At 61.9% G+C, this 25,583-nt stretch carries 13 protein-coding genes; 9 read left to right on the forward strand and 4 right to left on the reverse strand.

Going from position 1 to position 25,583, the window contains the following annotated elements; all coding sequences use genetic code 11:
• Nucleotides 1–44 precede the first annotated feature (44 nt).
• On the reverse strand, nt 45–335 hold the full coding sequence (groES, locus tag M3I53_RS24220; RefSeq protein ID WP_028202123.1) for a co-chaperone GroES: 291 nt from the start codon (nt 333–335) through the stop codon (nt 45–47).
• Between the two features lie 1,164 nt (nt 336–1,499).
• Between groES and M3I53_RS24225 the strand changes: the two genes are divergently transcribed.
• From M3I53_RS24225 to M3I53_RS24255, 7 genes are all read left to right on the forward strand, one after another.
• Complete coding sequence (locus M3I53_RS24225; protein WP_254318380.1) at nt 1,500–2,102, forward strand: hypothetical protein; 603 nt, start codon at nt 1,500–1,502, stop codon at nt 2,100–2,102.
• Nucleotides 2,103–2,162: 60 nt separating this feature from the next.
• Complete coding sequence (locus M3I53_RS24230; protein WP_254318381.1) at nt 2,163–3,251, forward strand: TAXI family TRAP transporter solute-binding subunit; 1,089 nt, start codon at nt 2,163–2,165, stop codon at nt 3,249–3,251.
• A gap of 429 nt (nt 3,252–3,680) precedes the next feature.
• On the forward strand, nt 3,681–5,000 hold the full coding sequence (locus tag M3I53_RS24235; RefSeq protein WP_254318382.1) for an FAD-binding oxidoreductase: 1,320 nt from the start codon (nt 3,681–3,683) through the stop codon (nt 4,998–5,000).
• Nucleotides 5,000–5,743 carry an SDR family oxidoreductase gene (locus M3I53_RS24240; protein ID WP_254318383.1) on the forward strand — a complete coding sequence of 248 codons (744 nt, stop codon included), beginning with the start codon at nt 5,000–5,002 and terminating at the stop codon, nt 5,741–5,743. The genes M3I53_RS24235 and M3I53_RS24240 overlap by 1 nt, the downstream gene beginning before the upstream one ends.
• 17 nt (nt 5,744–5,760) lie before the next feature.
• Nucleotides 5,761–6,165 carry a GtrA family protein gene (locus M3I53_RS24245; RefSeq protein WP_254318384.1) on the forward strand — a complete coding sequence of 135 codons (405 nt, stop codon included), beginning with the start codon at nt 5,761–5,763 and terminating at the stop codon, nt 6,163–6,165.
• 143 nt (nt 6,166–6,308) lie between these two features.
• Nucleotides 6,309–7,739, forward strand: a complete 1,431-nt coding sequence (locus tag M3I53_RS24250; protein ID WP_254318385.1) for a UbiA family prenyltransferase — start codon at nt 6,309–6,311, stop codon at nt 7,737–7,739.
• Nucleotides 7,740–8,219: 480 nt separating this feature from the next.
• Nucleotides 8,220–9,383 (forward strand): hypothetical protein, encoded by a 1,164-nt coding sequence (locus M3I53_RS24255; RefSeq protein WP_254318386.1) that lies wholly within the window; start codon nt 8,220–8,222, stop codon nt 9,381–9,383.
• A gap of 102 nt (nt 9,384–9,485) precedes the next feature.
• Here the strand turns inward: M3I53_RS24255 and M3I53_RS24260 are convergent, their stop codons facing one another.
• The 3 genes from M3I53_RS24260 to M3I53_RS24270 form a co-directional block, all read right to left on the reverse strand.
• Nucleotides 9,486–10,682 carry an acyltransferase gene (locus M3I53_RS24260; RefSeq protein WP_254318387.1) on the reverse strand — a complete coding sequence of 399 codons (1,197 nt, stop codon included), beginning with the start codon at nt 10,680–10,682 and terminating at the stop codon, nt 9,486–9,488.
• 145 nt (nt 10,683–10,827) lie between these two features.
• Nucleotides 10,828–12,699, reverse strand: a complete 1,872-nt coding sequence (locus M3I53_RS24265; RefSeq protein ID WP_254318388.1) for an HAD-IIIC family phosphatase — start codon at nt 12,697–12,699, stop codon at nt 10,828–10,830.
• Nucleotides 12,700–12,979: 280 nt separating this feature from the next.
• Nucleotides 12,980–13,918 (reverse strand): glycosyltransferase family 2 protein, encoded by a 939-nt coding sequence (locus M3I53_RS24270; RefSeq protein WP_254318389.1) that lies wholly within the window; start codon nt 13,916–13,918, stop codon nt 12,980–12,982.
• Nucleotides 13,919–14,585: 667 nt separating this feature from the next.
• On the opposite strand from M3I53_RS24270, the gene M3I53_RS24275 reads away from it, so the two are divergent.
• Both M3I53_RS24275 and M3I53_RS24280 read left to right on the forward strand, forming a co-directional pair.
• Entirely contained in the window at nt 14,586–15,266 is a 681-nt protein-coding gene (locus M3I53_RS24275; RefSeq protein ID WP_254318390.1) for a 4'-phosphopantetheinyl transferase superfamily protein, read from the forward strand.
• Nucleotides 15,267–15,693: 427 nt separating this feature from the next.
• On the forward strand, nt 15,694–25,581 hold the full coding sequence (locus M3I53_RS24280; RefSeq protein WP_254318391.1) for a non-ribosomal peptide synthetase/type I polyketide synthase: 9,888 nt from the start codon (nt 15,694–15,696) through the stop codon (nt 25,579–25,581).
• The last annotated feature ends 2 nt before the right edge of the window (nt 25,582–25,583 follow it).

The raw sequence follows: 25,583 nt of genomic DNA on the forward strand, positions 1-25,583 counted from the left end.
CTTCTAACTCCTTGAATTCTTGAATAGTGAGCGGTGGAATGAACTTACTTGTTCACCACGGCCATGATGTCTTCTTCGCGCATCACGAGCAGTTCGTTGCCATCGACCTTGACGGTCTGGCCAGCGTACTTGCCGAACAGAACGCGATCGCCGACCTTCACGTCGAGCGCGATCAGGGCGCCCTTGTCATCGCGCTTGCCCGGGCCGATGGCCAGGACTTCGCCTTGGTCCGGCTTTTCTGCCGCTGCGTCCGGGATCACGATGCCCGAAGCGGTCTTGGTTTCTTGATCCAGGCGCTTGACGATCACGCGATCATGCAAAGGACGAAGGTTCATGGATAGATCCTCTCTTGATTAGGACTTGAAGCGACTCAAGAAAACCTGGCTGCCGACTACCGCCAGCCAGAGATGTTGTTCGCACCGGAGTTGTTAGCACTCTCATGCGGTGAGTGCTAATTATATGGACGGGGAGTGACAAATTCAAGAAGGGCGGAATGGGACGTCGCTGTCGCGCCTGGAACCGCGATTTGCCCACCAACTTGAACTGACGGGAGCCCGGATTTTAGTGCCATATAATGGAATTTCTTTAATTAAAACAATGCTGTAGCGCGCGATTTGACTGGACGGGACAAGAATCCGCGCGGACCCGGAAGCAGGCACGCGCTGCCCGCCGAACATCCAGGACGCGTCTCGGGGAAATCCCCGACTCGGTGCCGATGGCAACGCTCAGCGATTAAAGGGTCATACGAAACCGCCGCGGGGGCGGTCCGCCGGATTCACGGCCTCACCGACTCCCGTCGCGCGCCAGCTCCGCCCGAGCGTTTCAAAGCGCGCCAGCGCGCTGGCTTTTGGCCGGCCGCGGCTACGCATGTGTGGGGTAGACAACACTGGCAATTACCGGATGAATGGAAAATCGCTCATATGATCCTTCGAGCGGCAGCGTCCGGTCCGGCACCGCCGCTCTCCTGCGCATGCAGATCGTGGGTTCCGCGAGGCCTCGCCGATCGCTTCAACGACGATCCTGAACATGCCGAAATGGCGTCGCCATGACGGTGGAACGACAGCATGTCCGCTCAGATTGCTCGTGACCAGAGTTTCCCCACACCATGCAAGCTCTGTGGGGGAGTGCTCTACCAGCAGACGGATTCCTGCCCTTACTGCGGCGCGGATCGTCCGCTGGATACCGTTGCGCACGCGCGCTCCAAAGCGACATTAAGAGTCCTAGATTCCGCGGCAGCGCCTATCCCTGCCGTCGCAAAGGTCTCGCTCGCCGGGGCGGCCGCATCCAGTCGCCCCGCGGTGCAGCCTGACTATCTGCACCACAATCAACTCGAGGATCAGCGGCCGTTCTGGCGCAGGGGCAAGGGGCGCTTTGCGAAGGGCGTACTCCTCATCTGGCTCATTGTCGCAATCGCATACGCTGCGTTTCTGCTGTACGGCGAAAGACGCGGGCAGGAAAGAGAAGTACGCGCCTCACGTGCGAGCCTCGCGGAGCAAAGCTTGCCAAACGCGAATGGCGCACTCGCGCGTGACGCGAACAATGACGAAGCGCACGGGACACAGCGCAACAACGCGCCGGCGCAGCAACGCCGCGACAACGCGCTGCAAAGCGCGGACCGATGTGCCTCGCAACGCGCCTGGGATTGCGTGCGGGAGCAGGCATCGGAGGCGCTCGCAACCGATCCGACCAGCCTGCACGCGCGATCGTTGATGGAGCGCGCCATCCTGGCGACGGGTTGGTCGCCGCTCCGTTCGCCGAGGGGCGCAGCCCAAGTGGATGAAGCGGTGCCAGTGCCGCGCGATGCGCGCACCGTACCGTTGCCATCGTCGCAAGATTCGGGCGCGGCCACGCCGCCCGCATCGCAAGACCCGCCCGCATCCGCGCCGCCTCCCCCGCTGCCGGGCAAGACCAATACGCCAGCGAACGCGAATCCAACCGACCTCGGCAACGCGAATGCGAGCGCCACGGCGTCCGCCGCGGACGAATCGGCCAGCACGGGCGCGCAGGGTCCGGCCAGCAACGACAACGGCGTCGATGCCGAGGAGCGCGCGATTCGCCAACTCGGATGGAAGCACGCGCCATCCACCGAAGGCATGCATTGAAAACGATTACAGATTAAACGGAAGTTTGCCGGACAACGTATCCAAGGCGGGAGAGAGACCATGCTGAAAACGATGCTCGCGGGGCTGACGGCGCTGATTACCCTGCTCTTTTCGACACTCGCGCTCGCCGCCGCGGCAGACGCGAACTACAAGATCGTGACCGGCCAGGAGCGCGGCACCTACATACAGATCGGCCAGGACCTGGCGAAATGGGTCGCGCCACCCGCGGGCATCGACCTCGAAGTGATCCCATCGAAAGGCTCGGCGGAAAACGTCCAGCGCATGCGGTTCGAGTCCGGCGTGAAGCTCGCGCTCGTGCAGTCCGACGTCTACCAGGCCTATGTCGACATGGCCCATTCCGGCAACGAAGAGGCCGGCACGCTGATACGGCCGCTGCGGCTCATCATGCCGCTCTATGACGAAGAGATTTATTTCGTCGTACGTAACGACTCGCCGATGAAGACGATCAACGAGATCAAGGACAAGGTGATCAGCGTCGGCCTGATTGGCAGCGGCACCGCGCAGTCGGCGACGACGCTGTACCGCCTCATGTTCGGCCAGCCGATTCCCGAGCAGAACGCGCAGCACCTGAGCAACGAAGACGCGCTCGCCGCGCTCATCGTCAAGAAGATCGATGTAGCGATCATCGTCGCCGGACAGCCCGCCAAGCTCTTCACCGACATGAACCCCGAGCTGCTGCAGCAGATCCGCTTCCTGCGCGTCGATGCGAACGCGCCGGAGACGGCGCGCGCAAAGCAAACCTACTATCCCGCGACGATTCACGTATCGAGCTATCCGAACTGGCTCAAGGAAGACGTGCCGACGTGGACCGTCAAGGCCTTTCTCGTCACCTATGACTACAACCTGCGCGATACGGTCGGCAACCTGAAGCGCTTTGCCGATTCGCTCTGCGCGAACTTCGACAACCTGCAGGAGCACGGCCATCCGAAGTGGAAGCAGGTGAAGCTCGAACTACCGGTCCTCGGCAAAGGCTGGCAATACTATCCGCCCGTCGAGCGACGTCTGAAGGCGTGTTTCGCGCATCGCGCGGCGATGCAGGCGGCGGCGCCCCCACGCGCCGCCGCCACGGAACAAGCCAATGCACGGCCGTGTTCGGACCAGGAGCGCCTGCTCCTCCTTTGCAAGTAAGTGACACGGAATGGGTCCAGTAGCACGTGGCGAATCGCGCGACGAACTTGAACGCTCAGAAGGTGTTGGTAATGCCAGGAAATCCGCGATGTTGGCCGCGGCCATACATGATCGCAATCGTCTGTGCTCCGACAAATGGCAGGTTTGTTCCGCCATGTAAAGCAGCGCCGCTCACGGATGCGATAGAAATACAGCGCTCGGACCATGAGATCGCAAGGTAGTTCGCTTGCCTCGAATTCGGCGACGCTACGCATCGCTATTCCTGAGGGACGTATCCCGATCGAATGCAGAGCCTGTGATCGCGAACGCTGCCGGCAAGGCAGAGTTCGTATGCCGGAAGGCGGACTTTGTGTTCCGGCGAACGGTAGTCCCGGCGCAGTCTCCCTAATATGCGCGTACTGTTAATCCATTAACCCACGACCGCATGTCATGAGCGTCTCGAAGCTCAGTTCCTGGGGCCACTATCCGTACGCACCGCAAACCGGCCGCGAGCCCGGTTGGCGGGAGAACGCACAGACTGCGCTCCGCGATGCCGGCAAGCGCTTCGGCACGACATTGCCGTTCGGCAACGGGCGCAGCTATGGCGACAGTTGTCTTGCCGCCACTGACCACGTCCTCATGCTTCGCGGTCTTGATCGCTTCATTGCCGCGGATTGGAAAACCGGCGTCATTCGCGCTGAAGCGGGCGCCACGCTCGGCGACGTGCTTGCGCTTGCGGTGCCACGCGGCTGGATGTTGCCTGTCACGCCCGGTACGCAATTCGTAACGCTCGGCGGCGCGCTCGCCAACGACGTGCACGGCAAAAACCACCACGTGCGCGGCACCTTCGGACGACATGTGCTTCGCTTTTCGCTGCTGCGCTCCGATTGCGAGCCGCTTGAATGCGCGCCCGAAGAAAACGCGGAGTTCTATCGCGCAACGATCGGCGGCCTCGGCCTGACAGGGATCGTCGAATGGGTCGAGTTGCAACTCATGCCTGTCGAGTCGAGCCGCCTGGCCACCCACACCCGTCCCTTCGGCAATCTCGACGAGTTTCTTGCACTGTCGAACGAGTACGACGCGAAGCACGAATACGGCGTGGCGTGGATCGACTGTTTAGGGCGCGGCGCCTCGCTTGGGCGCGGCATCTATGTCAGTGCCGACCATGCAACCGACCGCTGCTTCGACATGCCGCACCGCCGCGTGCGGCGCGTGCCGTTCGCTCTGCCGTGGTCCCCCGTGAACCGCTATACGCTGAAGCTCTTCAATGAGTTCTACTACCGCCGGGCGGCGAGCAAGGCAGGGCCCGCCGTGGTCAACTGCGCGAGTTACTTCTATCCGCTCGACAGCATCGGGGAATGGAATCGCCTGTACGGGCGACGCGGCTTTCAGCAGTATCAATTCGTCGTGCCTGATGACACGGCCCGCGACGCTTTGCACGCGTTCCTCGACGCGATCGCCTCGACCCATGCGGGCTCATTCCTCGCGGTGCTCAAGCGCTGTGGTCCGCTCGTCTCTCCTGGGCTGCTCTCGTTCCCGATGCAGGGAATTTCGCTCGCCCTCGACTTTCCCCAACGCGACTCGCGCAACGCGACGCTTTTCGCGCGACTCGACTCGATCGTGCGTGAAGCGGGCGGCCGCCAATATCCGGCCAAGGACGCCCACATGACCGGTGCGGATTTCCGTGCCGCCTATCCCGCATGGCAGGCCCTCGAACAATTGCGCGACCCGGCCTTGATGTCGCGCTTCTGGCAACGGACAACCCGGTAATGGACAAGAACATTCTGATCGTAGGCGGCTCCTCCGCCATCGCCGCCGCCTGTGCTCGAGAATGGATCAAGGGCGGCGCGAACTTCATGCTTGCCGGGCGCCACGCGACGCGGCTCGAAGCCGTCGCTCAGGACCTGCGCGTACGCGGTGCTGGCCGAGTCGGCACGTTCGTGCTCGACGTGAACGATTTCGATCAGCACCGCCCCATGCTCGACGCCGCCATGACAGAGCTTGGCCGCATCGACATCGTTCTACTTGCGCACGGCACGCTCTCCGACCAGTCGGAGTGCGAACGCGACCCACAGGCCGCGGTGCGCGAGATCACCGTCAACGCCCTCTCGACGATCGCCCTGCTCACCCTGCTGGCCACCGTGTTCGAGGCACAGAAGAGCGGTTCGATCGCCGTTATCTCGTCGGTGGCAGGCGACCGCGGGCGCCCTTCGAACTACGTCTACGGCACCGCCAAGGCGGCGGTGACGACCTTCTGCGAAGGGCTGCGCGCGCGGCTCTTCAAGTCGAACGTGAAGGTCCTGACGATCAAGCCGGGTTTTGTGAACACGCCAATGACAGCTGGACTCGCGCTGCCGGGCCCGCTCGTCGCTTCGCCCGAACGCGTGGCGACAGACATCGTGCGCGCCGTGGAGCGCGGCAAGGATTCGATTTACACGCCGTGGTTCTGGGCAGAAATCATGCTCGTGATCCGCTCGCTGCCTGGTTTCGTATTCAAGAGGATTTCCCTGTGAGCAGCCCAGCAGCCAGCATGACGCTCAGCCGCTCGCGGCTCGTGTTCTGGTATGCGGTGTTCGCGGCCATTTCAATCGGCGCGAATTTAGGCAGCCAGAGCCTCGCGTTTCACCTGTACCAGGGCCTGTATGCAGTTCCAATTTCGGTCTGCGTCGGAACAGGCGTCGGGTTGGTCGTCAAATACCTGCTCGACAAGGCCTGGATATTCCGCTACGAGCACCGCAGCGTTGCACACGGTGTGCGGACGTTCACCCTGTACGTTGCCATGGGACTCGGCACCACCGTCGTTTTCTGGGCGGTGGAATTCGCCGCGGATGCACTCTTTCACGGGGAAATCGCGCGCCTTGCTGGTGGCGCACTCGGTCTGGTGATCGGCTATGTCACGAAATACCACCTCGACAAGCGCTTCGTTTTTTCCTGACCACGTGTGCGTTGCAGCACAGAGGCCCTACGCCGCCGTAGCTACGATGCGTTCCCGGACCGCGGACAGTGCGAGTGCCGCCCGCCCCGCACGACGCGCCAACAACTGGTCCACCTGTTCCTGCCCCGGCACGGAGAATGAACATGGCCACGCCCGCAGCACAACCTGTCCCGCTGTGTGTGGACCTGGACGGAACGCTAACGCGCACCGACCTGTTGTTTGAAGCCTTCTTTGTGCTCGTCAAACAAAGTCCACTGTCGATCTTTCTGTGCTTCGCCTGGGCGCTGCGCGGGCGTGCCTACCTGAAAGAGCAGATCGCACAGCGCGTGAACATCGACGTCGGCGTCCTGCCCTACAACACCGAACTACTCGCCTGGCTGCGCGACGAGCGAGCAAGCGGGCGCGACCTGTATCTGTGCACGGCGACTAACCAGCGCCTCGCCGCCCAGATCGCCGCACACGTTGGGCTCTTTACCGGCGTGCTCGCGAGCACGGTCAGCAACAACCTGCTCGGCAAGAACAAGGCGCGAGCGCTAGTTGAGCAGTTCGGTGACCACGGCTTCGACTACTGCGGCGATGCGCGTGCCGATTTGCCGGTATGGCGCCAAGCCCGCCAGGCAATCGTGGTGGGCGACAGGCACATCGCTGCTGCGGCCCGCAAGACAAATGTCGCCATTATCTTTTTCGAGCAAAAGCGCCAACTGATTCCGCTCGTGCTCAAGGAAATGCGCGTGCATCAATGGGTGAAGAACGTGCTGATCTTCGTGCCGCTTCTCACCGCACACCGTTTTACGGATCGTTCCGCGCTCGCTGCCGCCTGCATCGCGTTTCTCTCCTTCAGCCTGGCCGCTTCGTCGGTGTACCTGCTTAACGACATGCTCGATCTCGACGCCGACCGCCGCCACGCGCGCAAGCGCAGCCGGCCGTTCGCTTCGGGAAAGCTGTCGCTAAAATTCGGCATCGTGCTCACCGTTGCACTGCTCACCGCCAGCGGCGGCCTTGCGGCCCTCCTGCCGCCGGAGTTTTGCGCCGTACTGGCCGCCTATTTCGTGACTACTGTCGCCTACTCGTTCGCGCTCAAGCGCATGACGCTCGTCGATGTGTTCACGCTTGCTTGCCTCTACACAGTGCGCGTGATCGCTGGCGGCGCGGCGACCGGCATTCCGCTCTCGTACTGGCTGATCCTGTTCTGCGTGCCGATTTTCCTTTCGCTCGCAATGGTCAAGCGCTATGTCGAACTCGACGCGATCCTGCGCGAAGGCAAGACGGAAGCCGCGGGGCGCGGCTACATCACGCAGGACATCTCGATCCTGCGCTCTTTTGGCACCGCTTCTGCGTACCTCGCCGTGCTGGTGCTTGCGCTTTATCTGAACACACCGGAAATGAAGGCGCTATATCTCCATCCGCAGGCATTGTGGGCGACATTTGCGCTCACGCTCTTCTGGGTCAGTCGAATCTGGATGTGTGCATTCCGCGGCACGATGCACGACGACCCGATCGTGTTTGCGTTCAAGGATCGTACAAGCCTCGCCGTGATCGCACTGTCTGGCCTCAGCATGCTGCTTGCGATCTGAATCGCGCCAGCGACAAAAAGCTGGGCACGGAGCACTTCCCGTTACGGCGGCAAGTTCAGGGCGAATGCCCTCTGGCTGACGAACACATCCATGACACATGCGCACGAGTGCTCGGCTACGGCGCGCAGCACTCGCAAGTCGCGCGGTGTTTCGTATTAACATGATCGAGCGACGTACGCTGGCGCACAGACCCACTTACAACCATGCTCTACGGTTGAGCACTGAATCCGGCAGCGTGCGTGTGCGGCCGTCCGAAGAGCCTACGGACCGTGGACAGCGCTCGCGTTTTCGCTCTATGGACTACGTCGTAGTGGCTTCCCCAGGTTTCCCCAACGAATGCCCGAATCTGCGATCGACTTCACGATCAAAATCTGCGCGGCGACCGGTTAAGGAATTCGCAGACGGGATTCATGCTCAGCGATTTTCCCCCATAGAGTTTGACGGTCGTTAACCGAATTGGGGGCGTAATTGAAGCTAGATATGGCGAGCATTACCGAGGATAAAGCATGGCCTCTTTGGAGCTTATCTGCCGCCGCTTGTTTCTTACTAGTTCTCGCATTCAGCGGAACAAGCGGTTCGTTCTTCTGGGACTACCATGTCTATGAGAGAGGATTGAGTTGCTATTCGCAGGGACCAAACCCCTACGCGTGCGCATCGGGCGCCTTTCCATTTGTTTATCCGCCCGCTTTCCTCAAGGTATTTTCCGTTGTCGACTTCCCGACAGCATTTGCTTTCCTGGTACTAGCCTCGGCGGCAGGCATCGCCTGCGTTAGCCTGAGTCTCAAGTCTCAAATCCCCTATCACCGCCTGGCGCCTTGCCTGCTTCTCGGCTTCCTGATTGGCGGATCGGGCTTTGCTTCGATCCAGACGGGAAATATCAGCGTCTTCGCGCACCTGCTTCTCGTTTCGCTATCCTACTTTCTATACACGAGACGGTCGGTCTACACGTTGACGCCACATGCGATCGCGATCATATTATTTTCTGCCATAAAGCCCTACTTCCTTGCCTATGCCTTGCTCTACCTCTTCCTGCCCCGCCGCAGTTTGTTCGCATTCGTCGCAGTGCTGCTATCGGTTGCCGGCATCTACATTGCGCAACCTGCTCTCTATCCTCAGCTGTGGGCTGGATTCCAGGGCGCCATCTACAATCAGATCATCCAGCATGGGGATGCTGGGCTGACAATTTTCGGCGTTTTCTCCAAGTTTGGGATGGGGAAAGTCGGCTTTGCTCTCCATCTTCTCCTGATGCTTCTCGTTGTACTGATATCGGCAGCTCTTCGATACAGGCATGGGGAACGCGCTGTGCAGATCAACTCCGCCAGCGAGTTGTTTTATTTCCTCGCCATCCTCATTCTGCTCAACCCGAGGTTGATGTCGTATGATTTCAGCGGTTTTGCGGTTTGCCTCTATTTGTCCATGATCCTCTCGTCACGAGGCGATGGTTGGGTGGGCCTATTTTTGAAGATTTTCCCTTTCCTGACTATCCTGCCTCTATGCCTCGAAGGATTGTTTGATATTCGAGTGCATTCTCTAACCTACTACTTCCTCGCAACCTACGTCCTGCTGGTTGCCGCGGTGGCCTGCCATTGGTCCCCGCGCAACTCCTGGACAAAATCACCTGCCAGCGTTGGGCATGAGAAGTAATGCGCTGCCACTCGACGAACTCAGTCCCCTGACCCGGATTCAGGCCGATATCCATCACACGTTCGCACACCTTTCGCCAAGGTGGAACCCGCGCAAACGCATTCAAAGCGACTCCTCCAGAGCGCCGCGCTTCGTAAATATTGCCTGGCGCACCCACCGGCTAACACTTTCGGTGTATCGCACGGCAGGCTTCTCGATCAAGCGGAAGGTCGCATAGCTGACAAGAATCAGGACGGGAGTGGTCAGCAGGATCGTGAACCAGTGATCCAGAGGGCTGAACATTCTCGCGCTTCGCTTTCCAACAACAAGGTTGAAAAGCGTAAACAGAATGAACCCGTGGAGCAGATAGATGCTGTAAGCGAGCTCTCCTAGCATGCGGGATAGCTGGCTGGTCAAGGCTCCGAACAAGGAGGCGCCGCCCGCGATTACGGCAAAGCTCAGGGAAAGCAGCGCTAATGGGATCCGCGCATAGGTCGTCGGAAACAAGATGACCGCCCCGGTGATCGCGGCGATTGCAACGAGCGAGACAATCCTCTTCTGTGAAAGTCTGCGGAACCAGGCGTGACGACAAAGAAGTGCCGCAATGATCCCCCCAAGAAACGGTGCCAGCAATCTCAATTCCGCGTGAAAATGAACAAGGTCCAGCACGCCGACCAATCCGATTGCCATTACCGAAAACGACGGAATACCTCCAATCACGACTGCCAGCAGAGGCAGACAAAGATAGAATCCCCATTCATAGGCAAGTGTCCACGGCACGCCCGACAGGATGAGTCTCGTGCCCTCCACCCCGTTGATATCCGGCTCACCAAAACTTGAAAAGGCTAACCATCGCAATGCATTGACCGCCAGCGTCATAGGAGATTGCGCTAGCGAGAAACCCGACACGAAAGCGACAGCGGTGAAAAGGAGCAGCATGGCGAACAGATACAATGGCGTTAGACGCAGGACTCTGGATACATAAAGCTTTATCCAGTCAACTCCTTTCTCTTTGTCATTGATTATTTTTGTCGAAAATAAAAAGCCGGTAATCATGAAGAACAGGGACACGCTTGCCCGTCCGATATTTGCCATGAAATTCGACGGAGGAGAGTCAAACTGTGAGGTTCTGATGTAGAAGTACCATATGCAGGAATGGTGCACGAAAACGAAAAAAGCCAGGTATCCCCTCAATCCGTCAATCGTTGCAAAGCGTCCTGCAGCGTTGGGGGCACCGAATCGCCAGATCAAAACTTTGGCAGTCGCGAGTGCAAGGAGCACCGCGGCAAGAACTGGGAGGGGACTGGTCGGGCTTATCATTCTTTTTGACCTCTCTGTAGAACCAGCGCTGCGCGAGCAGCCGCGTCAGCATACTGGACCCTCCCACCAGGTTGCCTTCATGGGCGCCGTGGGTGGCGATCGCGACGCTTGCGTTGCTTTGCAAACGCCTCAATCGAGCGCTGCACTAAATCCGCACAGGAGGAAACTCGGCTGCGCCCAGATTCTCGATCTCGATGTAGGACGGTAGTTCGTTCGCGGCGCGCGAGTACAAACCCGCGGCCGTTTCGGAGAAGCCGAGTCGTTTGAAATAGTCGTGGCAGGTCGCATTTCTTCCGGTATCGACCAGTTCGGCGTGGACTTCCGAGCCCGACTTCAGCGCCAACCGTGTAGCAATTGCCCCGACGACCAACTCAGCGCCGAGCCCAAACACGCGGCACGACAGGACGACCTGGACGATCTTCTCGCCATTGATCAGGCAAACGGAGATGATGCCGTTGTCGATCAATTTGTCTCGCAGCGAAGAGACCACGCAGTACCCGCCCTGCGTTATGAACGCCTCGAACTCTGACCGCTCCCATCTTTTCCCAGTCGTATTGAATTGATTCGTCTTGTTGATAAGCTCGAACGCGCGATCGAAGTGTCTGGATTGCGGCGTCTTGATCAAGAAGAATGACTGGCGAAGCTGTAACGAAGCTAGCCACTCTTCCCGCGAGACACCATTGTTCGCGTCGGCACTGGCTTCGCGCTGCGAGATAGCGCGCACGAGTTCGGTGCGGCGCGCTGACTCTTCGGTGACAATGGGGACCTGCGTTTCGGCCGATCGCAAAATGATTCGCCGCCAGTCGTAGTGATTTCCGCCCAGACAACGAATGGCGGGGATCGCCGCCTTCACCTCCGACAACTCACGGTCGTTGTCGTCGATAAAGACACAGTTGCCCGGAAGCAGATTCACCTCCTTGAGGATTTCAAGGATGTTCTGCGACTTGGGCTTCCAGTTGATGCGCACGCACGCGAAGTCGTCCACGGTAATGGCGCCGCGCCAGATGGCGTTGAACCGTTCAATGGTGGGCGCTGCGTCATTCTTGCTGCAGATCGCCAGCAATCCCCCGCGCCTCTTGAAGAACAGCAGGGCCTCAGCGAGGCCGATGGGCCAGCCTTCGATGCGCTGTTCCAGGCTCACGCTCTCGCCTTCCGCTGCCACGCCGCGCCACATGGTGTCGTCGAGATCGACGATTATCAGCTTCACTGGATCTTGCTGCTCGATGACCTTGACTATCGCTTCAATCCGGGAAAGGAACGCAAGGGTAAATTCGCGGGACGCGACTTCATAAGTCACGATATTCCCGATTGCTTTAGGCGCAATCAACCGATTCGCGTCGAGCTTGAAGTCCCAATCGTTGATGAACGACGCATGCGAGCTGCTCAACAGGACATCATCCTGCAGGTGTCGGCGGCCAATGAAATTCAATATTTCATTGGCGTCGAGAAAGTAGCAATTATTCGTCTTGCGCACGGCGTCCGACAAAAGTCGGTTGATCTCCCGCACGAGATATCCAGGCGATGTCATACCGAATGGATCAATGAGATCGCCGTCGTAATTGAAGCTCGGCTCGAAAAACGACATGAAGACAACAGGAGCCGTCGTGATCTGCGCGGCGACCTGCGCCACCTTCTGGGCGACATACTCCCCTGTTCTTTCCAGAAAGGCGTGCGCTTCGTCGTCGGAACGCAGGCGTGAAAAAACCATGTCCACCACAGGTTCAGGCGTTTGCGTCACTTCGCCCAGAATGTGACGGAGCGTGAGATTCACGACGACGACGTCATCGGTTGGCGCGGCCTCCGGGATCGGTGCGTGACGTCTCGAGCCCATCAGTATGTGGCGGATCTTGTGCCCCGAGTTTGCGCTTCGCTTGACGAGCATCTCCACAGAACACGTGCCGAGCAGCAAAATATTGAGCTTGCGCGAATGGATCGCGAGCGACGTCGGTGGCAGCGGTAAATTGACCTGTTTATCGGCGACGGATGAGTAAAACAAATCGCGGACAAATTGACGCATTGGGGACCTCGCAGTCGAAACGTTCTCCACACGCTGCCGGTTGCGGCCTTGAGATTAGAGCAGAGCGCAGGTGCACCATCTGTGCGCCGACATACACAACCCCAGCCGGATGCAGCGCGCGACGTTTATGAACATCCTCGACATAACGAGGCCGCTCGGGGAGATATAAAGGGGAAGAACCAGCCCTTGACGAGAGCGTTGAACTTCGAGGGGATCAAACTGGAGGAGCAAGCTTACCGGGTCGCCGGCTATGACTTTTATTTTTTAAGGCCAATGCAACTCAAATCGGATAATCCTCAGCCCGGATGATCCGTTTCAACTGTTTGATTAAATTCACACCTCCCCACCCGATGACCAGCCTCGCAAACAGCGACGCCCAATCCTTGCTGGGCATCTCAATTTCTCTCAACAAAACTCGCTCAACAATGGCAAGCCTCAAGGCAATACTCATTTTCTTGTAAATCAGGACATTAAATATAAATGACGAGACATGCCCTTTTGACATCAGCTTGTTATATTTTTCGAAAAATTCGAGACTGGGTTCGCAACTGACCGCCTTCGATATTCTGGCGGGACTTTCGCTCAGGGAATACTCCACCAGTGCATCGTGCAAATAAACGAATACGCAGCCAGCCATTTCAGCTCGAATAGCGAAATCCCAGTCCTGATGACGGCGCAACGATCCATCGAAGCTGATCAGCGGGTACTGATGACGCCACATCATGATCGACGAGGTCTGGATATAGCCCCCTTCCAGCAGGACGAAGTCGAGCATCGGCTGGCCATCGTAGGGAGAGCGGTTACCCGGGATGCGCCGGCCCGCCTCCGTGAGCACGACATTACTGAAGAGTACCTTTGCTTCGTTGCCGGCAGGCTTGGGGCCGAATGCGGCGATGCAGCATTCGAGCTTGTTCGGGAGCCATCGATCGTCAGCGTCCAGGAAAGCGATCAGATCACCGGTGGCCTCCTCGATGCCCCGGTTTCGACACCACGCCGCCCCATGGTTCTCGCTTTCGCGAATCAGGCGCAAGACAATGTCGTCTCCACAACGACTCGGCAATTCGAACTGCATCCCCGATGCGTCATCGACGACGATGATTTCGCGCGGAACAACGGTTTGACTGGAAATCGATTCTATTGCCACCCAGAGCAAATCAAGGCTGTTGTAGTGTGGAATGATCACACTCACGTTGTAGACATTGTCAAAATCACGCCGCATCCCACACCTCGAATCTGAATTTCGACAACTTCCTCGTGCAAAGAGTAAAACTATCGGACTTGATCTGGTAGCACGTCAATCACACATATTCTTACCGTTCCTTACCGGGAACAATTCTCCTCCTGGAAGCTCAGCAATATTGCTTACATTAAAATTAACCATACTTTCAAATTCAATACATGGGCGATTGACACATCTTGCGCAACGGGTTTCGGACCAGGCTTTTCAAAATCCATTGAGCTGACGCAATTCAATAACGAACGCAACAGAAACGCGTTCTGGAAGCCCAAGCAATAGATGATTCGTCCGGCGCCGCATCGACTCGCAGGGACCATGCAGCCCAGCTACTTTCGGAGAGCCTCACAGGTTTTGTGTCGGCGCCTTGTTGCGGCAATTGCCGCGTAGACTCGTAGATCCCCGCACGGATGCCGCACGCAGTGCAGCGTAGTTGCATCATCGCTCTGATGAATCGTAGGCCGTATGGCAAGTCCTGTTCCGTGGGTTGCCCAACAAATCCGCGAGAGTTGTATCTGTACATTCTCTGGTGCGTATGCCGCTCCTTGCGCACTCAACCGGGTGGCGCGCGAAGCCCGTGCCCCACCGGCACTTCCCCACCGCAAGTCGAACCACGCCCTCAATGTCCTCGTCGCCACTCACGCCGCCAACCATGCAAGAAGTCCATGTCTGGCAATGGGACCTTGACGCCTGCTGGAGTGATTTTGACCGGTACTGGGACACGCTGTCCGCGCAGGAGCACGAGCGGGCCGGCAACTTTCGCTTCGAGCTGCATCGCCGCCGTTACGTGACCGGACGGGGAAGACTCAGACAGATCCTTGGCCGCTATGCCGCGCTCCCTGCGCGTACGGTCGCACTTGAGTATGGTCCGGAAGGCAAACCGTTTTGCACGAGTCAACCTTCTGGATGGAGGATCTGTTTCAATCTGAGCCACAGCGAGAATACGGCGGCGCTCGCCATTTCGAACGGCTTCGAAGTGGGCATCGATGTAGAACAGATTCGCCCGATCGAGGAAACCATGCCGCTCGAAGTCTTCTCCGCGTTCGAGCGCGAACAATTCGAGGCGCTCCCGGCATCAGAACGGCAGCCGGTGTTTTTTGAAACCTGGGCGCGCAAGGAGGCCAGCCTGAAAGCGCTCGGAACCGGCTTCATCCTGCCGCCGGAGCATTTCGAGTTCGATCTTGCCGTTCACGGCGACACGACACCGCGCTTCGTCGGCGGCGAGGCGCAGGAAGCCTCTCACTGGTGCATTCGCGCCCTCTCACTGAGACCGAGCTACGCGGCAGCGGTAGCAGCGCGCCATAGTGACTGGTCGATCGTCCCCATGAACTGACCTGATGGGGCCTCGGGCGCGCCGCCATCGTCGCGTCCGGCGACTCACCAAGGTTGTGCCGCGCACAACTCCACCCGCATATCGCACGTCTTCGGCTCCAAGCCATTCGCGCTCCGTGCGCCCGCGCCGCCACAGTGCGATGTGTTGCTGCAGCACATCGTGTGTGCGACGGCGAACGGATAGGCATCCCGCGGGAGTTTAACTTCCTCTTACAGCAAATTTCAGACATTGGAGACAAGCCAGCCGCGCAGGACCGCGGGCGGCTTGCGTATCCCGTGACCGGCAGCCGTTATCCGCAAAGGCAGCGTGTACATCGCCAGGCCTGGCTCAACCCCGGACCTTCGTCAAAATTGTGGGGGAGTAGCAAATGTCACACAGAGATGGACTTTCAGGCGTTTTGCCAGGCGGGACTGATCATGTGCCAGGCGTGGCAGCGCGCTTCGATGCCATATGTGCCGAGTTCGGCAATCGTCTCGCTGTCATTGACGCCACGGGCGAAGAAGATTACGCCGCCCTCGGCGAACGTTCGGCGCGGCTCGCAACCGTCCTGCATGAAATGGGACTGGAGCCGGGCGAGCGCTGCGCGATCATGGTTTCGCGCAGCCGCGACACGCTGGCCTTGATGCTGGCGATCCTGCGGCTGGGCGCCGTGTATGTGCCGCTGGACCGCGCCTATCCGAAGGCGCAGCTCGACTTCATCGTTGCCGATTGCGCACCCAAGCTCATCATCGCTGAAGCGGCGGCGCTCGCCAGCGTTGGCGAGCTGAACGGCGTCTGCGTCGATCTCGAGCATGTCGTGGCGGCGGCAGAAGCGGCCGAGCCCGCCCCGCTCCACGCGTGCAGTCGTGACGACGCGGCCTACATCATGTACACCTCCGGCTCGACCGGCAAGCCCAAGGGCGTGGTCGTGCCGCAGCGCGCGATTCTGCGCCTCGTGCAGGGCCAGACCTTCACCGAGCTTTCGCCCCACACGCGCTTCCTCAATCTCGCGCCGCTCGCCTTCGATGCGAGCACGCTTGAGATCTGGGGACCGCTCCTGAACGGCGGCTGTGCCGCCATCGTCAACGAGGTCCAGCCCTCTCTCGACACGATCGCGTCCGAGATAGCGCGACTCGGCGTTACCAGCGCCTGGTTCACGGCTGGCCTCTTCAATGCGCTCGCCGACTACCGGCTGGAAGCCTTTCTTCCGCTCAAGGAGGCGCTGACGGGCGGGGACGTGTTGTCCCCCGTCCATGTACGCAAGGTCATGGAGGCTCATCCGGGTCTGCAGATCATCAATGGCTACGGTCCGACCGAGAACACGACCTTTACCTGCTGCTACCGTATCCCGCGCGACGGCGAGGCACTCGCGAATGGCGACGCCATTCCCATCGGCTACGCCATCGCTGGCACGAGCGCCTACATCGTCGACGACAAGCTCGCGCCTGTTGCCGATGGAGAAGTCGGCGAACTGGTCACGGGTGGCGACGGCGTCGCGCTCGGCTATCTCAACCGGCCCGAACTGACGGCCGAGAAGTTCGTCGACGACGTTTTCGCTCCCGGCGCCAGGCTCTACCGCACTGGCGACCTCGTGCGCCGCCGCGAGGACGGGGCGATCGAATTTCTGGGCCGCAACGACCGGCAGATCAAGATTGCAGGCAAACGTATCGAACTCGACGAAATCGAACATGCGCTGCGCGTGTCGCCCGGCGTGGCCGACGCCGCCGTCGCAGCATTCGACGGCCGCATGGGCAAGGCCATTGCGGGCTTCGTTAAGGCCGACGCGGCGGATGCAGCAGGCCTGCTGAGCGAAATTCGCGCTCATCTCAGGTCCGCCCTGCCCGATTACATGGTGCCGTCGGAACTGCGTGTCCTGCCGGACTTTCCGCTGACGCCCAATGGCAAGATCAACCGCAAAGCGCTGCTTGCGGAAATCGATACGCAATCCGAAGCATCTGCAGGGACCTCGCCCGTGGACGATGGTGTTGCCGACAAGCTCGCGAGCGTATTCGAAGGGCTCCTCGGCAAACCCGTCGATCGCCGCGCGAACTTCTTTGACCTCGGCTTGCGCTCGCTCGATCTGATGCGCGCCCACGCCATCATCGCGCGCGACGTCGCGGCCAAGGTCGCGCTGGTGGATCTGTTCCGTCACCCCAACGTCGAGGCGCTGGCTGCGCAGCTGCGTACGACGCTCCCCGCAGCGAGCAAAGACGCAATCCTCCAGCGCCGAGGCGCGCAAGGGGGAGCCATCGCAGTCGTCGGCATGTCCGGGCGGTTTCCGGGCGCGCGCAATGTCTCCGAACTGTGGGCGAACATCCTCGCGGGGCGCGACTGCATCACGCATTTCGACGTGGCGGAACTGGAGGACAGTTTCGACGACAAGTCGCGCCGCGACGCGAGTTATGTCAAGGCGCGGCCGATACTGGCCGATGTCGATCACTTCGACGCCGGCTTTTTTGGCATGCTCGCGCGCGAGTCCGCGCTGACCGACCCGCAGCAGCGGCTGTTCCTCCAGATCGCCTGGGAAGCGTTCGAAGATGCCGGCTACGACCCGGCGACGATCGCCGGTGCCGTCGGGGTGTTCGCCGGCACGTCGATGAACACTTACTTCCTCAAGCACATCCTGTCCGATCGCGCGGTCATCGACGAGTTTACGAGCCAGTTCCAGATCGGCGAGTACCAAAAGCTCGTGGGCGCTGGGGACTTCGTCGCCACCCGCACCGCTTACAAGCTTGGGCTCACGGGGCCGGCCATCTCCGTGCAAACGGCATGCTCGACCTCGCTCACCGCGATCAGCCTCGCCGTCGAGAACCTGCGGGCGGGACGCTGCGACATGGCGCTGGCCGGCGGCGTCTCGATCACCTTCCCGCAAAAGCGCGGCTACTTCTATGAAGAAGGCGGCATGGGCGCGCCCGACGGCGTGTGCCGTCCGTTCGACGCCGATGCGAAGGGCACGGTGTTCGGCAGCGGCGCGGGCGTCGTCCTGCTCAAGCGTCTCGAAGACGCCATCGCCGACGAAGATCCGATCTATGCCGTGATCCGCGGCGTGGGCATCAACAACGACGGCTCCGACAAGGTCGGCTTCACAGCGCCGAGCGTCGACGCCCAGGCACGCGCGATCGCCATCGCGCATGCCGAGGCCGGCATCGATCCATCATCGATTGGCTATGTCGAGGCCCATGGCACGGCAACACCACTCGGAGATCCGATCGAATTCGCGGGCCTCGTGCAGGCGTTTCGCCTGGGCGGCGCCGAGGGCGGCCAGTTCTGCGCGCTAGGCTCGGCGAAGGCCAATGTCGGGCACCTCGACGCGGCCGCGGGCGTGACGGGTTTCATCGCCGCGTCGCTCGCCCTGCGCAACCGCACCTTGCCGCCGCTCACCCATTTTCGTTCGCCCAATCCTGGCATCGACCTGACCAGCAGTCCGTTTTTCTTCAATACGACCGTACGTGCCTGGGCTGATGGCGCCACGCCGCGCCGCGCTGGCGTGAGTTCGCTCGGCGTCGGCGGGACGAACGTGCATGTGGTGCTGGAGGAAGCGCCGTGCCATAACGCCTGCGCCGGGCAAAGCGAAGGGCTCCAGATCCTGCCGCTGTCGGCTCGCAGCACGCCGGCGCTCGAACGCGCGAAGGCGAATCTCGCCACGCATCTCGCTAGCCATCCGGAGATCGCGCTCGCCGACGTGGCCGCGACGCTGCAAACGGGACGCCGCGATTTCGCGCACCGCGCCGTCGTCGTGGCCGAGAGCGTGGAGCAGGCCCAGGCCAAGCTCCAGAAAGGCGCGATCGAAGCGCAAGCGCCACAGGCAGCGCCTGCGGTCGTTTTCATGTTCCCCGGCCAGGGCGCCCAGTATCCCGGCATGGGAGCCGCGCTCTATCGCACCGAGCCGGTCTATCGCGAGTGGATCGACAAGGGCGCCGAGGCGCTCGCGCCCCATCTCGGCCTGGACATCCGCACGATGCTGCTGAGCGAAGCCCCGGAGGGCGACGACACTCCGCATCCCATCCGCTCGACGATCTACGCGCAGCCGGCACTCTTCCTGGTTGAATACGCGCTGGCGCAATTGTGGATCTCGCGCGGCATCAAGCCGGCAGCCATGATCGGCCATAGCGTCGGCGAGCTGGTCGCGGCTTGCGTGGCGGAGGCAATTGCCTTCGAGGATGCGCTGTGCCTCATCGCGCAACGCGGCGCGCTCATGCAGTCGGCCGAACCGGGCGCGATGCTGGTCGTGCGCCTGTCGGAGGCCGAACTCAGCCCCATGCTGCCCGGCGACGTCGATCTCGCCGCGATCAATGCGCCGACGCTGAGCGTCGTGGCCGGCCCCTTCGCAGCCATCGAGGCATTCGAGGCCACGCTCAAGGCACGCGATATCGAACATCGACGTCTGCACACATCGCACGCGTTCCACTCGCGCATGATGTCGGGCGTCGTCGACGATCTGGCCCAGGTCGCGAACCGCCTGACTTTCGCTAGGCCGAAAATTCCGTACGTGTCCTCCGTGACCGGGCAATGGGCGGCGATGGACCAGCCGGTCTCGGGACAGTACTGGGCAAGCCATTGCCGCAATGTCGTGCGCTTTAGCGACGCGCTGGCCACGGTCACCGCAGAGGGCAAACCGCTGCTGCTCGAAATCGGCCCCGGCCGCACGCTCTCGACCTTCGTCCTGCAGGGCTTGCCCAAGGACCGGCATCAGGGCGCGATTGCCTCGCTGCCCGATTTCGCGACGCGCGAGCGCGAGCTTGCCGTCCTCGCCGAGGCAACCGGGCGCCTGTGGCTGAACGGCGTCAAGCCGAACTGGAAAACGCTGCGGACTGAAACTGGCCGCCGCGTATCGCTCCCGACCTATCCCTTCGAGCCGGAACGGCACTGGATTGATGCCCCGGCAACCGCCTCTTCAAGTCAGCCAACGACCGTTGCCCCAGCGATTGCCGCGCAAGCCTCGTCCGAAGCCCTAAACGATATTCCTCAGACCGCCATGACCCAAACCGTCCAAATCGACCGCAAACCGCGTCTCATTGCCGAACTGGCGTCGCTGCTCGCCGAAATGTCCGGCGAGGCGCCGGATACTTCCAATCCGGACGTGACCTTCTGGGATCTCGGTTACGACTCGCTGTTCATGGGGCAAGTGTCCCGGCAGTTGCGCCGCCGCTACGACGTCACGATCAGCTTCCGGCAGATCATGAGCGACTATCCGACGCTGCCAGCTCTCGCGCAGTTCCTCGACGGCGCCATGCCGCCCGATCCGGAAGTGCCCGCAGAGGCCGCGCCGGTTGCAGCACCTGCCGCTGCGCCGGTCGCCGTTCAAACAGCGGCCGCGCCTGTCGCCGTTGCCGCCGCACCGGTGGGTGCGCCTGTGGCTGTACAGATGGCCGTTGCGCCGGCCACGGGCGACCTCCAGTCGGTGATCCGCGACCAGCTCGCCGCGATGCAGTCGGTGATGGCGCGCCAGCTCGAGGTGCTGCAAGGCGCGCCGCTGGCCGTGCCGCAGCCCGCCGCGGCCCAGATCGTGGTGCCCGCAGCCGTCGCAGCCGCCCCGGTCGTTGCAGCGGCAGCGCCCGCACCTGCCGCCGCGCCCGCGCGCTCCGCCGGCCCCGAGATCAAGTTCGAGGAGAACCGCCCGTCGCGCTTCACCGCGTACAAGCCGGGCGCCGCGCACTCGGCCCAGATAACCGACGCCCAGAAGTCATTCATCACCGACCTCGCCGCGCGCTACTCGGCGAAAACCGCCACCTCCAAGGCTCGCACGCAGTCGTACCGGGCGGTGCTTGCCGATCCGCGCACCGCCAGCGGCTTCCGCGAGGAATGGAAGGAACTCGTCTATCCGATCGTCGCGCAGCGCTCGAAGGGCTCGAAGATCTGGGACGTGGACGGCAATGAGTACATCGACGTGGTCAACGGCTACGGCCAGACCGCGTTCGGCCACACGCCCGATTTCGTGGTCGAGGCGGTCAACGCGCAATTGGCGGAAGGCTTCGCGATCGGACCGCAGTCGCCGCTCGCGGGCGAAGTCGCGCAGATGTTCTCCGAGATGACGGGCCATCAGCGCGTCACGTTCTGCAATACCGGCTCGGAAGCCGTGATGGCGGCAATGCGCCTCGCGCGCACGGTGACCGGCAAGGACAAGGTGGTCTGCTTCGACGGCGACTATCACGGCCAGTTCGACGAAGTGCTCGTGAAGCCGGGCAGCGAAGCGGGCGTGCCGCGCGCATTCCCGCTCGCGCCCGGAATCCCGCAGACCTCCGTGGGCAACATGGTCGTGCTGCCGTATGCCCGTCCGGAAAGCCTCGAATGGATCAAGGCCAACATCGACGACATCGCAGCGGTCCTGATCGAGCCGGTGCAGTCGCGCCATCCGAATTTGCGTCCGAGGGAGTTCGTGCAGCAGTTGCGCGACGTCACGGCGGCCAATGAGTCGGCGCTGATTTTCGACGAGGTCGTGACGGGCTTTCGCGTCCATCCGGCCGGCATGCAAGGCCTGTGGGGCATCCAGGGCGACATGGCGACCTACGGCAAGGTGGTCGGCGGCGGCCTGCCCATAGGCGTGCTTGCAGGCACCACGCAGTACATGGATGCGCTCGACGGCGGTCAGTGGCAATTCGGCGATGCTTCGGTGCCCGAAGTTCCGCCTACGTTCTTCGCGGGCACGTTCGTGCGCCATCCGGTGGTGCTGGCCGCAATGAAGGCGGTGCTCCTGCACCTCAAGGAAGCCGGCCCGGCACTGCAGGAAGGGCTCGGCGAACGCATGAACGGTCTCGTGCAACGCGTCAACGCGCATCTGGAGAAGGTCGGCATCGCCACGCGGGCGGAGTCGTTCTCGAGCTGGTTCTACGTGAATCTCGCGGGCGAGGATCGCCTCGGCAGCCTCTTCTATCCGTATATGCGCTATCTCGGCGTGCATATCATGGAAGGCTTCCCCTGCTTCCTGACGACGAGCCATTCGGACGAGGACATCCGCAAGATCGGCGACGCCTTCGTCGCGAGCATCGACGCGCTCCAGCGCGTCGGTATTCTCGGCGGCGCGCAGGACGCAGCCGCTTCGACTGCGCAAGCCGAACCGGCGCTCACGCAGTCCGCGCTCACCGAGCCGCAGAAGGAAATCTGGATGTCGGCCCAGCAGGGCCACGAGGCCTCGCTCGCGTTCAATGAGTCGTTCACGCTCGAACTCAATGGCAAGCTGAACGAGGCCGCTTTCGAACGCGCCTTCGCCGCGACTGTCGCCCGTCACGATGCGCTGCGCGTGCACTTCTCACGCGTTGGCGACACGATGTTCGCGGAACCGACGACGACCGTTGCGCTGGTCCCCATCGACCTTTCCACCCACGCGGATCCGGCGGCCGAGCTGAAGGCCATTATCGACGCCGAAGCCCGCGAGGTCTTCGACCTCACCCGGGCGCCGCTCGCGCGCGCCGCGCTGGTGCGCCTCGAAGCGCAGAAGTGGGCGTTCGTGTTCACGGCGCATCACATCGTCTGCGACGGCTGGTCGATCAACATCATCCTGCGCGATCTGGCTGCGCTCTACGCCGCAGAAGTCTGGGGCACGCAGCCCGAACTCGACGAAGTGCAGAGCTTCCTCGCCTTCGCCAAGGCGCAGGACGAAATCGGCGTCGATAAAGAAACGCGTGAATTCTGGATGAATGTCCATCGCGACCCGGCGCCGCAAGCCGATTTGCCCGGCGATCGCCCGCGCCCTGAGCGCAAGAGCTTCAATGGCGCCTCGACGACCCGCCATCTGGGCGCCGACCTGCTCAAGCAGGTCAAGACCGCCTCCTCAAAGCAGGGCTGCTCGCTGTTCGCCACGTTGTTCGGCGCGGCCCAGGTGCTGTTCGGCCGTCTGTCCGGCAATGACGATGTCGTGATCGCCGCGCCGATGGCTGGCCAGTCGCAAGCGGGTGAAGCGCTGCTGGTCGGGCACTGCGTGAACTTCCTGCCGCTGCGCGTGAAGTTCGATCGTGAGAAGCCTTTTGCCACGCACATGAAAGCGGTGCGCGACCACCTGTACGACGCAGGCGACCGGCAGAACTACACCTACGGCGCGCTCGTGCGCGACCTCGGCATCAAGCGCGATCTCAACCGGCTGCCGCTGACCGATCTGCAGTTCAACCTGGAAAAGGTCGACGGCGAACTCGACATGGCGGGCGTCACCACGCACTTCGCGCCGAACGCGAAGGCCTACAGCAACTTCGATCTGTTCCTGAACGTGATCGAATCGGCGCAGGGCCTGCGTCTCGATTGCGACTTCAACACCGACGTCTATGACGAAACGACGATCCAGCGCTGGCTCGGCTACTACGAAACCCTGCTGACGGCGATCGCACGCGACGCCGAGACGCCGATCGCAGCCCTGCCGCTGCTCAGCGATGCCGAAATCCACCGTCTTCGTGACGAGCTGAACGCCTCTCAGCGCGACTTCGATCTCTCGCAGACGACCCCGGCGCTGATCGCCGCGCAAGCCTGGCAAGCCCCGGATACGACAGCCGTATCTGACGACTCGACGAGCCTGACCTATGGCGAACTCGATGCGCGCGCCAGCCAGATCGCCCGCCGGCTCATGGCGGCGGGTGTCGCGTCAGGCTCACGCGTCGCCCTCGCGATGGAACGCAGCGCCTTGATCGTGGCGGCCATGATCGGCGTGTGGCGCGCGGGCTGCGCCTACGTGCCGCTCGACATGACGATGCCGCCCGCACGCCTGCGCCAGATTCTCGATGGCGCCGGCATCGCCGCGATCCTCAGCGATGAGGCAAGCCTCACGGTGCTGGAACCGGGCGCGCATCGCGTGCTCGACGTCGAGGCGCTCCTCGCGCAGGACGACGACGAAACTGTGGCGCTGCCCACCGTAACGGACGCGGATTCGGCCTACGTGATCTTCACGTCGGGCTCGACGGGTCAGCCCAAGGGCGTGGAGATCGGCCATCGCGCGCTGAGCAACTTCCTGCTCTCGATGGCGCGCGCGCCGGGCTTTACGGTCAGGGACAGCATTGTCGCGGTGACGACGTTCTCCTTCGATATTTCGGGTCTCGAGCTGTTCCTGCCGCTCATCGCCGGCGGGCGGACCTTCATCGCCGGCCACGCGGAAGTGCGCACCGGTTTCGAGCTGGTCACGCGCCTGAAGGAAGAAGCCGCCACCGTGCTCCAGGCGACGCCTTCGCTGTGGCGCATGCTGCTCGAGGCCGGCTTCAAGGCGCCGAAGGGCTTCAAGATCCTGTGCGGCGGTGAGCCGTTGCCGCGCGACCTCGCCGACGACCTGCTCGCGACCGGCGCGGAGGTGTGGAACCTCTACGGCCCGACCGAGACGACGATCTGGTCTTCCGCCTCGCGTGTCGTTGCGAACGCACCGGTGATGATCGGCGCGCCGCTCGCCAATACCGACCTGCACGTGCTGACCGACGACCTGCGTCTGGCGCCGGAGGGCGTGAGCGGCGAACTGTGGATTGGCGGTGAGGGCCTCGCGAAGGGCTATTTCAACCGCCCCGACCTGACCGATGCCGCCTTCAAGTCGGTTGCCATCGAAGGCGCTGCGCCGCGCCGGCTCTACCGTACCGGCGATCTTGCGAAGCGGCTCGCCGACGGCTCGCTCCAGCACCTGGGCCGTCGCGATCAGCAGATCAAGCTGCGCGGCTTCCGCATCGAGATCGAGGATATCGAGGCCACCCTGCGCAAGGCTCCGGGCGTGGCCGCAGCCGCCGTCGCCCTGCATACCGTGGGCGACAGTCCGCGGCTCGTAGGCTACGTAGTCGGCGCCGGCTCCGACAAGCTCGATCAGAGCGCGGTCGCGGCGCACGTCTCCGCTCAACTGCCGTCCTACATGGTGCCGACGCTGTGGATGACGCTCGAAGCCCTGCCGCAGACCAGCAACGGCAAGCTCGACCGCAAGGCCCTGCCCGTACCGACCGCGGACATGGTGGCCGTGCCGGTGCGCCAGCCGCATGCTGCGCTCAAGGTCGTGCCGCAAGCGCCGGCGCCGGTCGAATCCGCAGCGAGCGACGCCGAGGCGAGCGAACCCGCGCAAATCGTGGTCACCGCAGCCGAACCCGTGGCCATGACGCCGACGCAGTCCACCATCGCCGCGATCTGGGGCGAGGTGCTCGGCCTCCAGCAGATCGGTATCGACCAGAAGTTCTTCAGCCTCGGCGCAGACAGCCTGCAGCTCTTTCGCATCGTCGCGCGAATGAACGAACGCGGGCTGGGCGTGGATGCACGTCAGCTCATGAAGAACGTCACGATCGAGCAGTTGGCGGCAAGCCTCGATGGTGCAGTGGCTGAAGAGCTGGTTGAGGCTCCTCCCGTTGCACGTCCCTCGATCCTCAACTTCAAGCGCAGGATTGCCGAAGGAGCCTGATC

Origin of the sequence: Paraburkholderia sp. CNPSo 3272 (assembly GCF_024206495.1) — a bacterium.
In the GTDB taxonomy this organism is placed as follows: Bacteria; Pseudomonadota; Gammaproteobacteria; order Burkholderiales; family Burkholderiaceae; genus Paraburkholderia.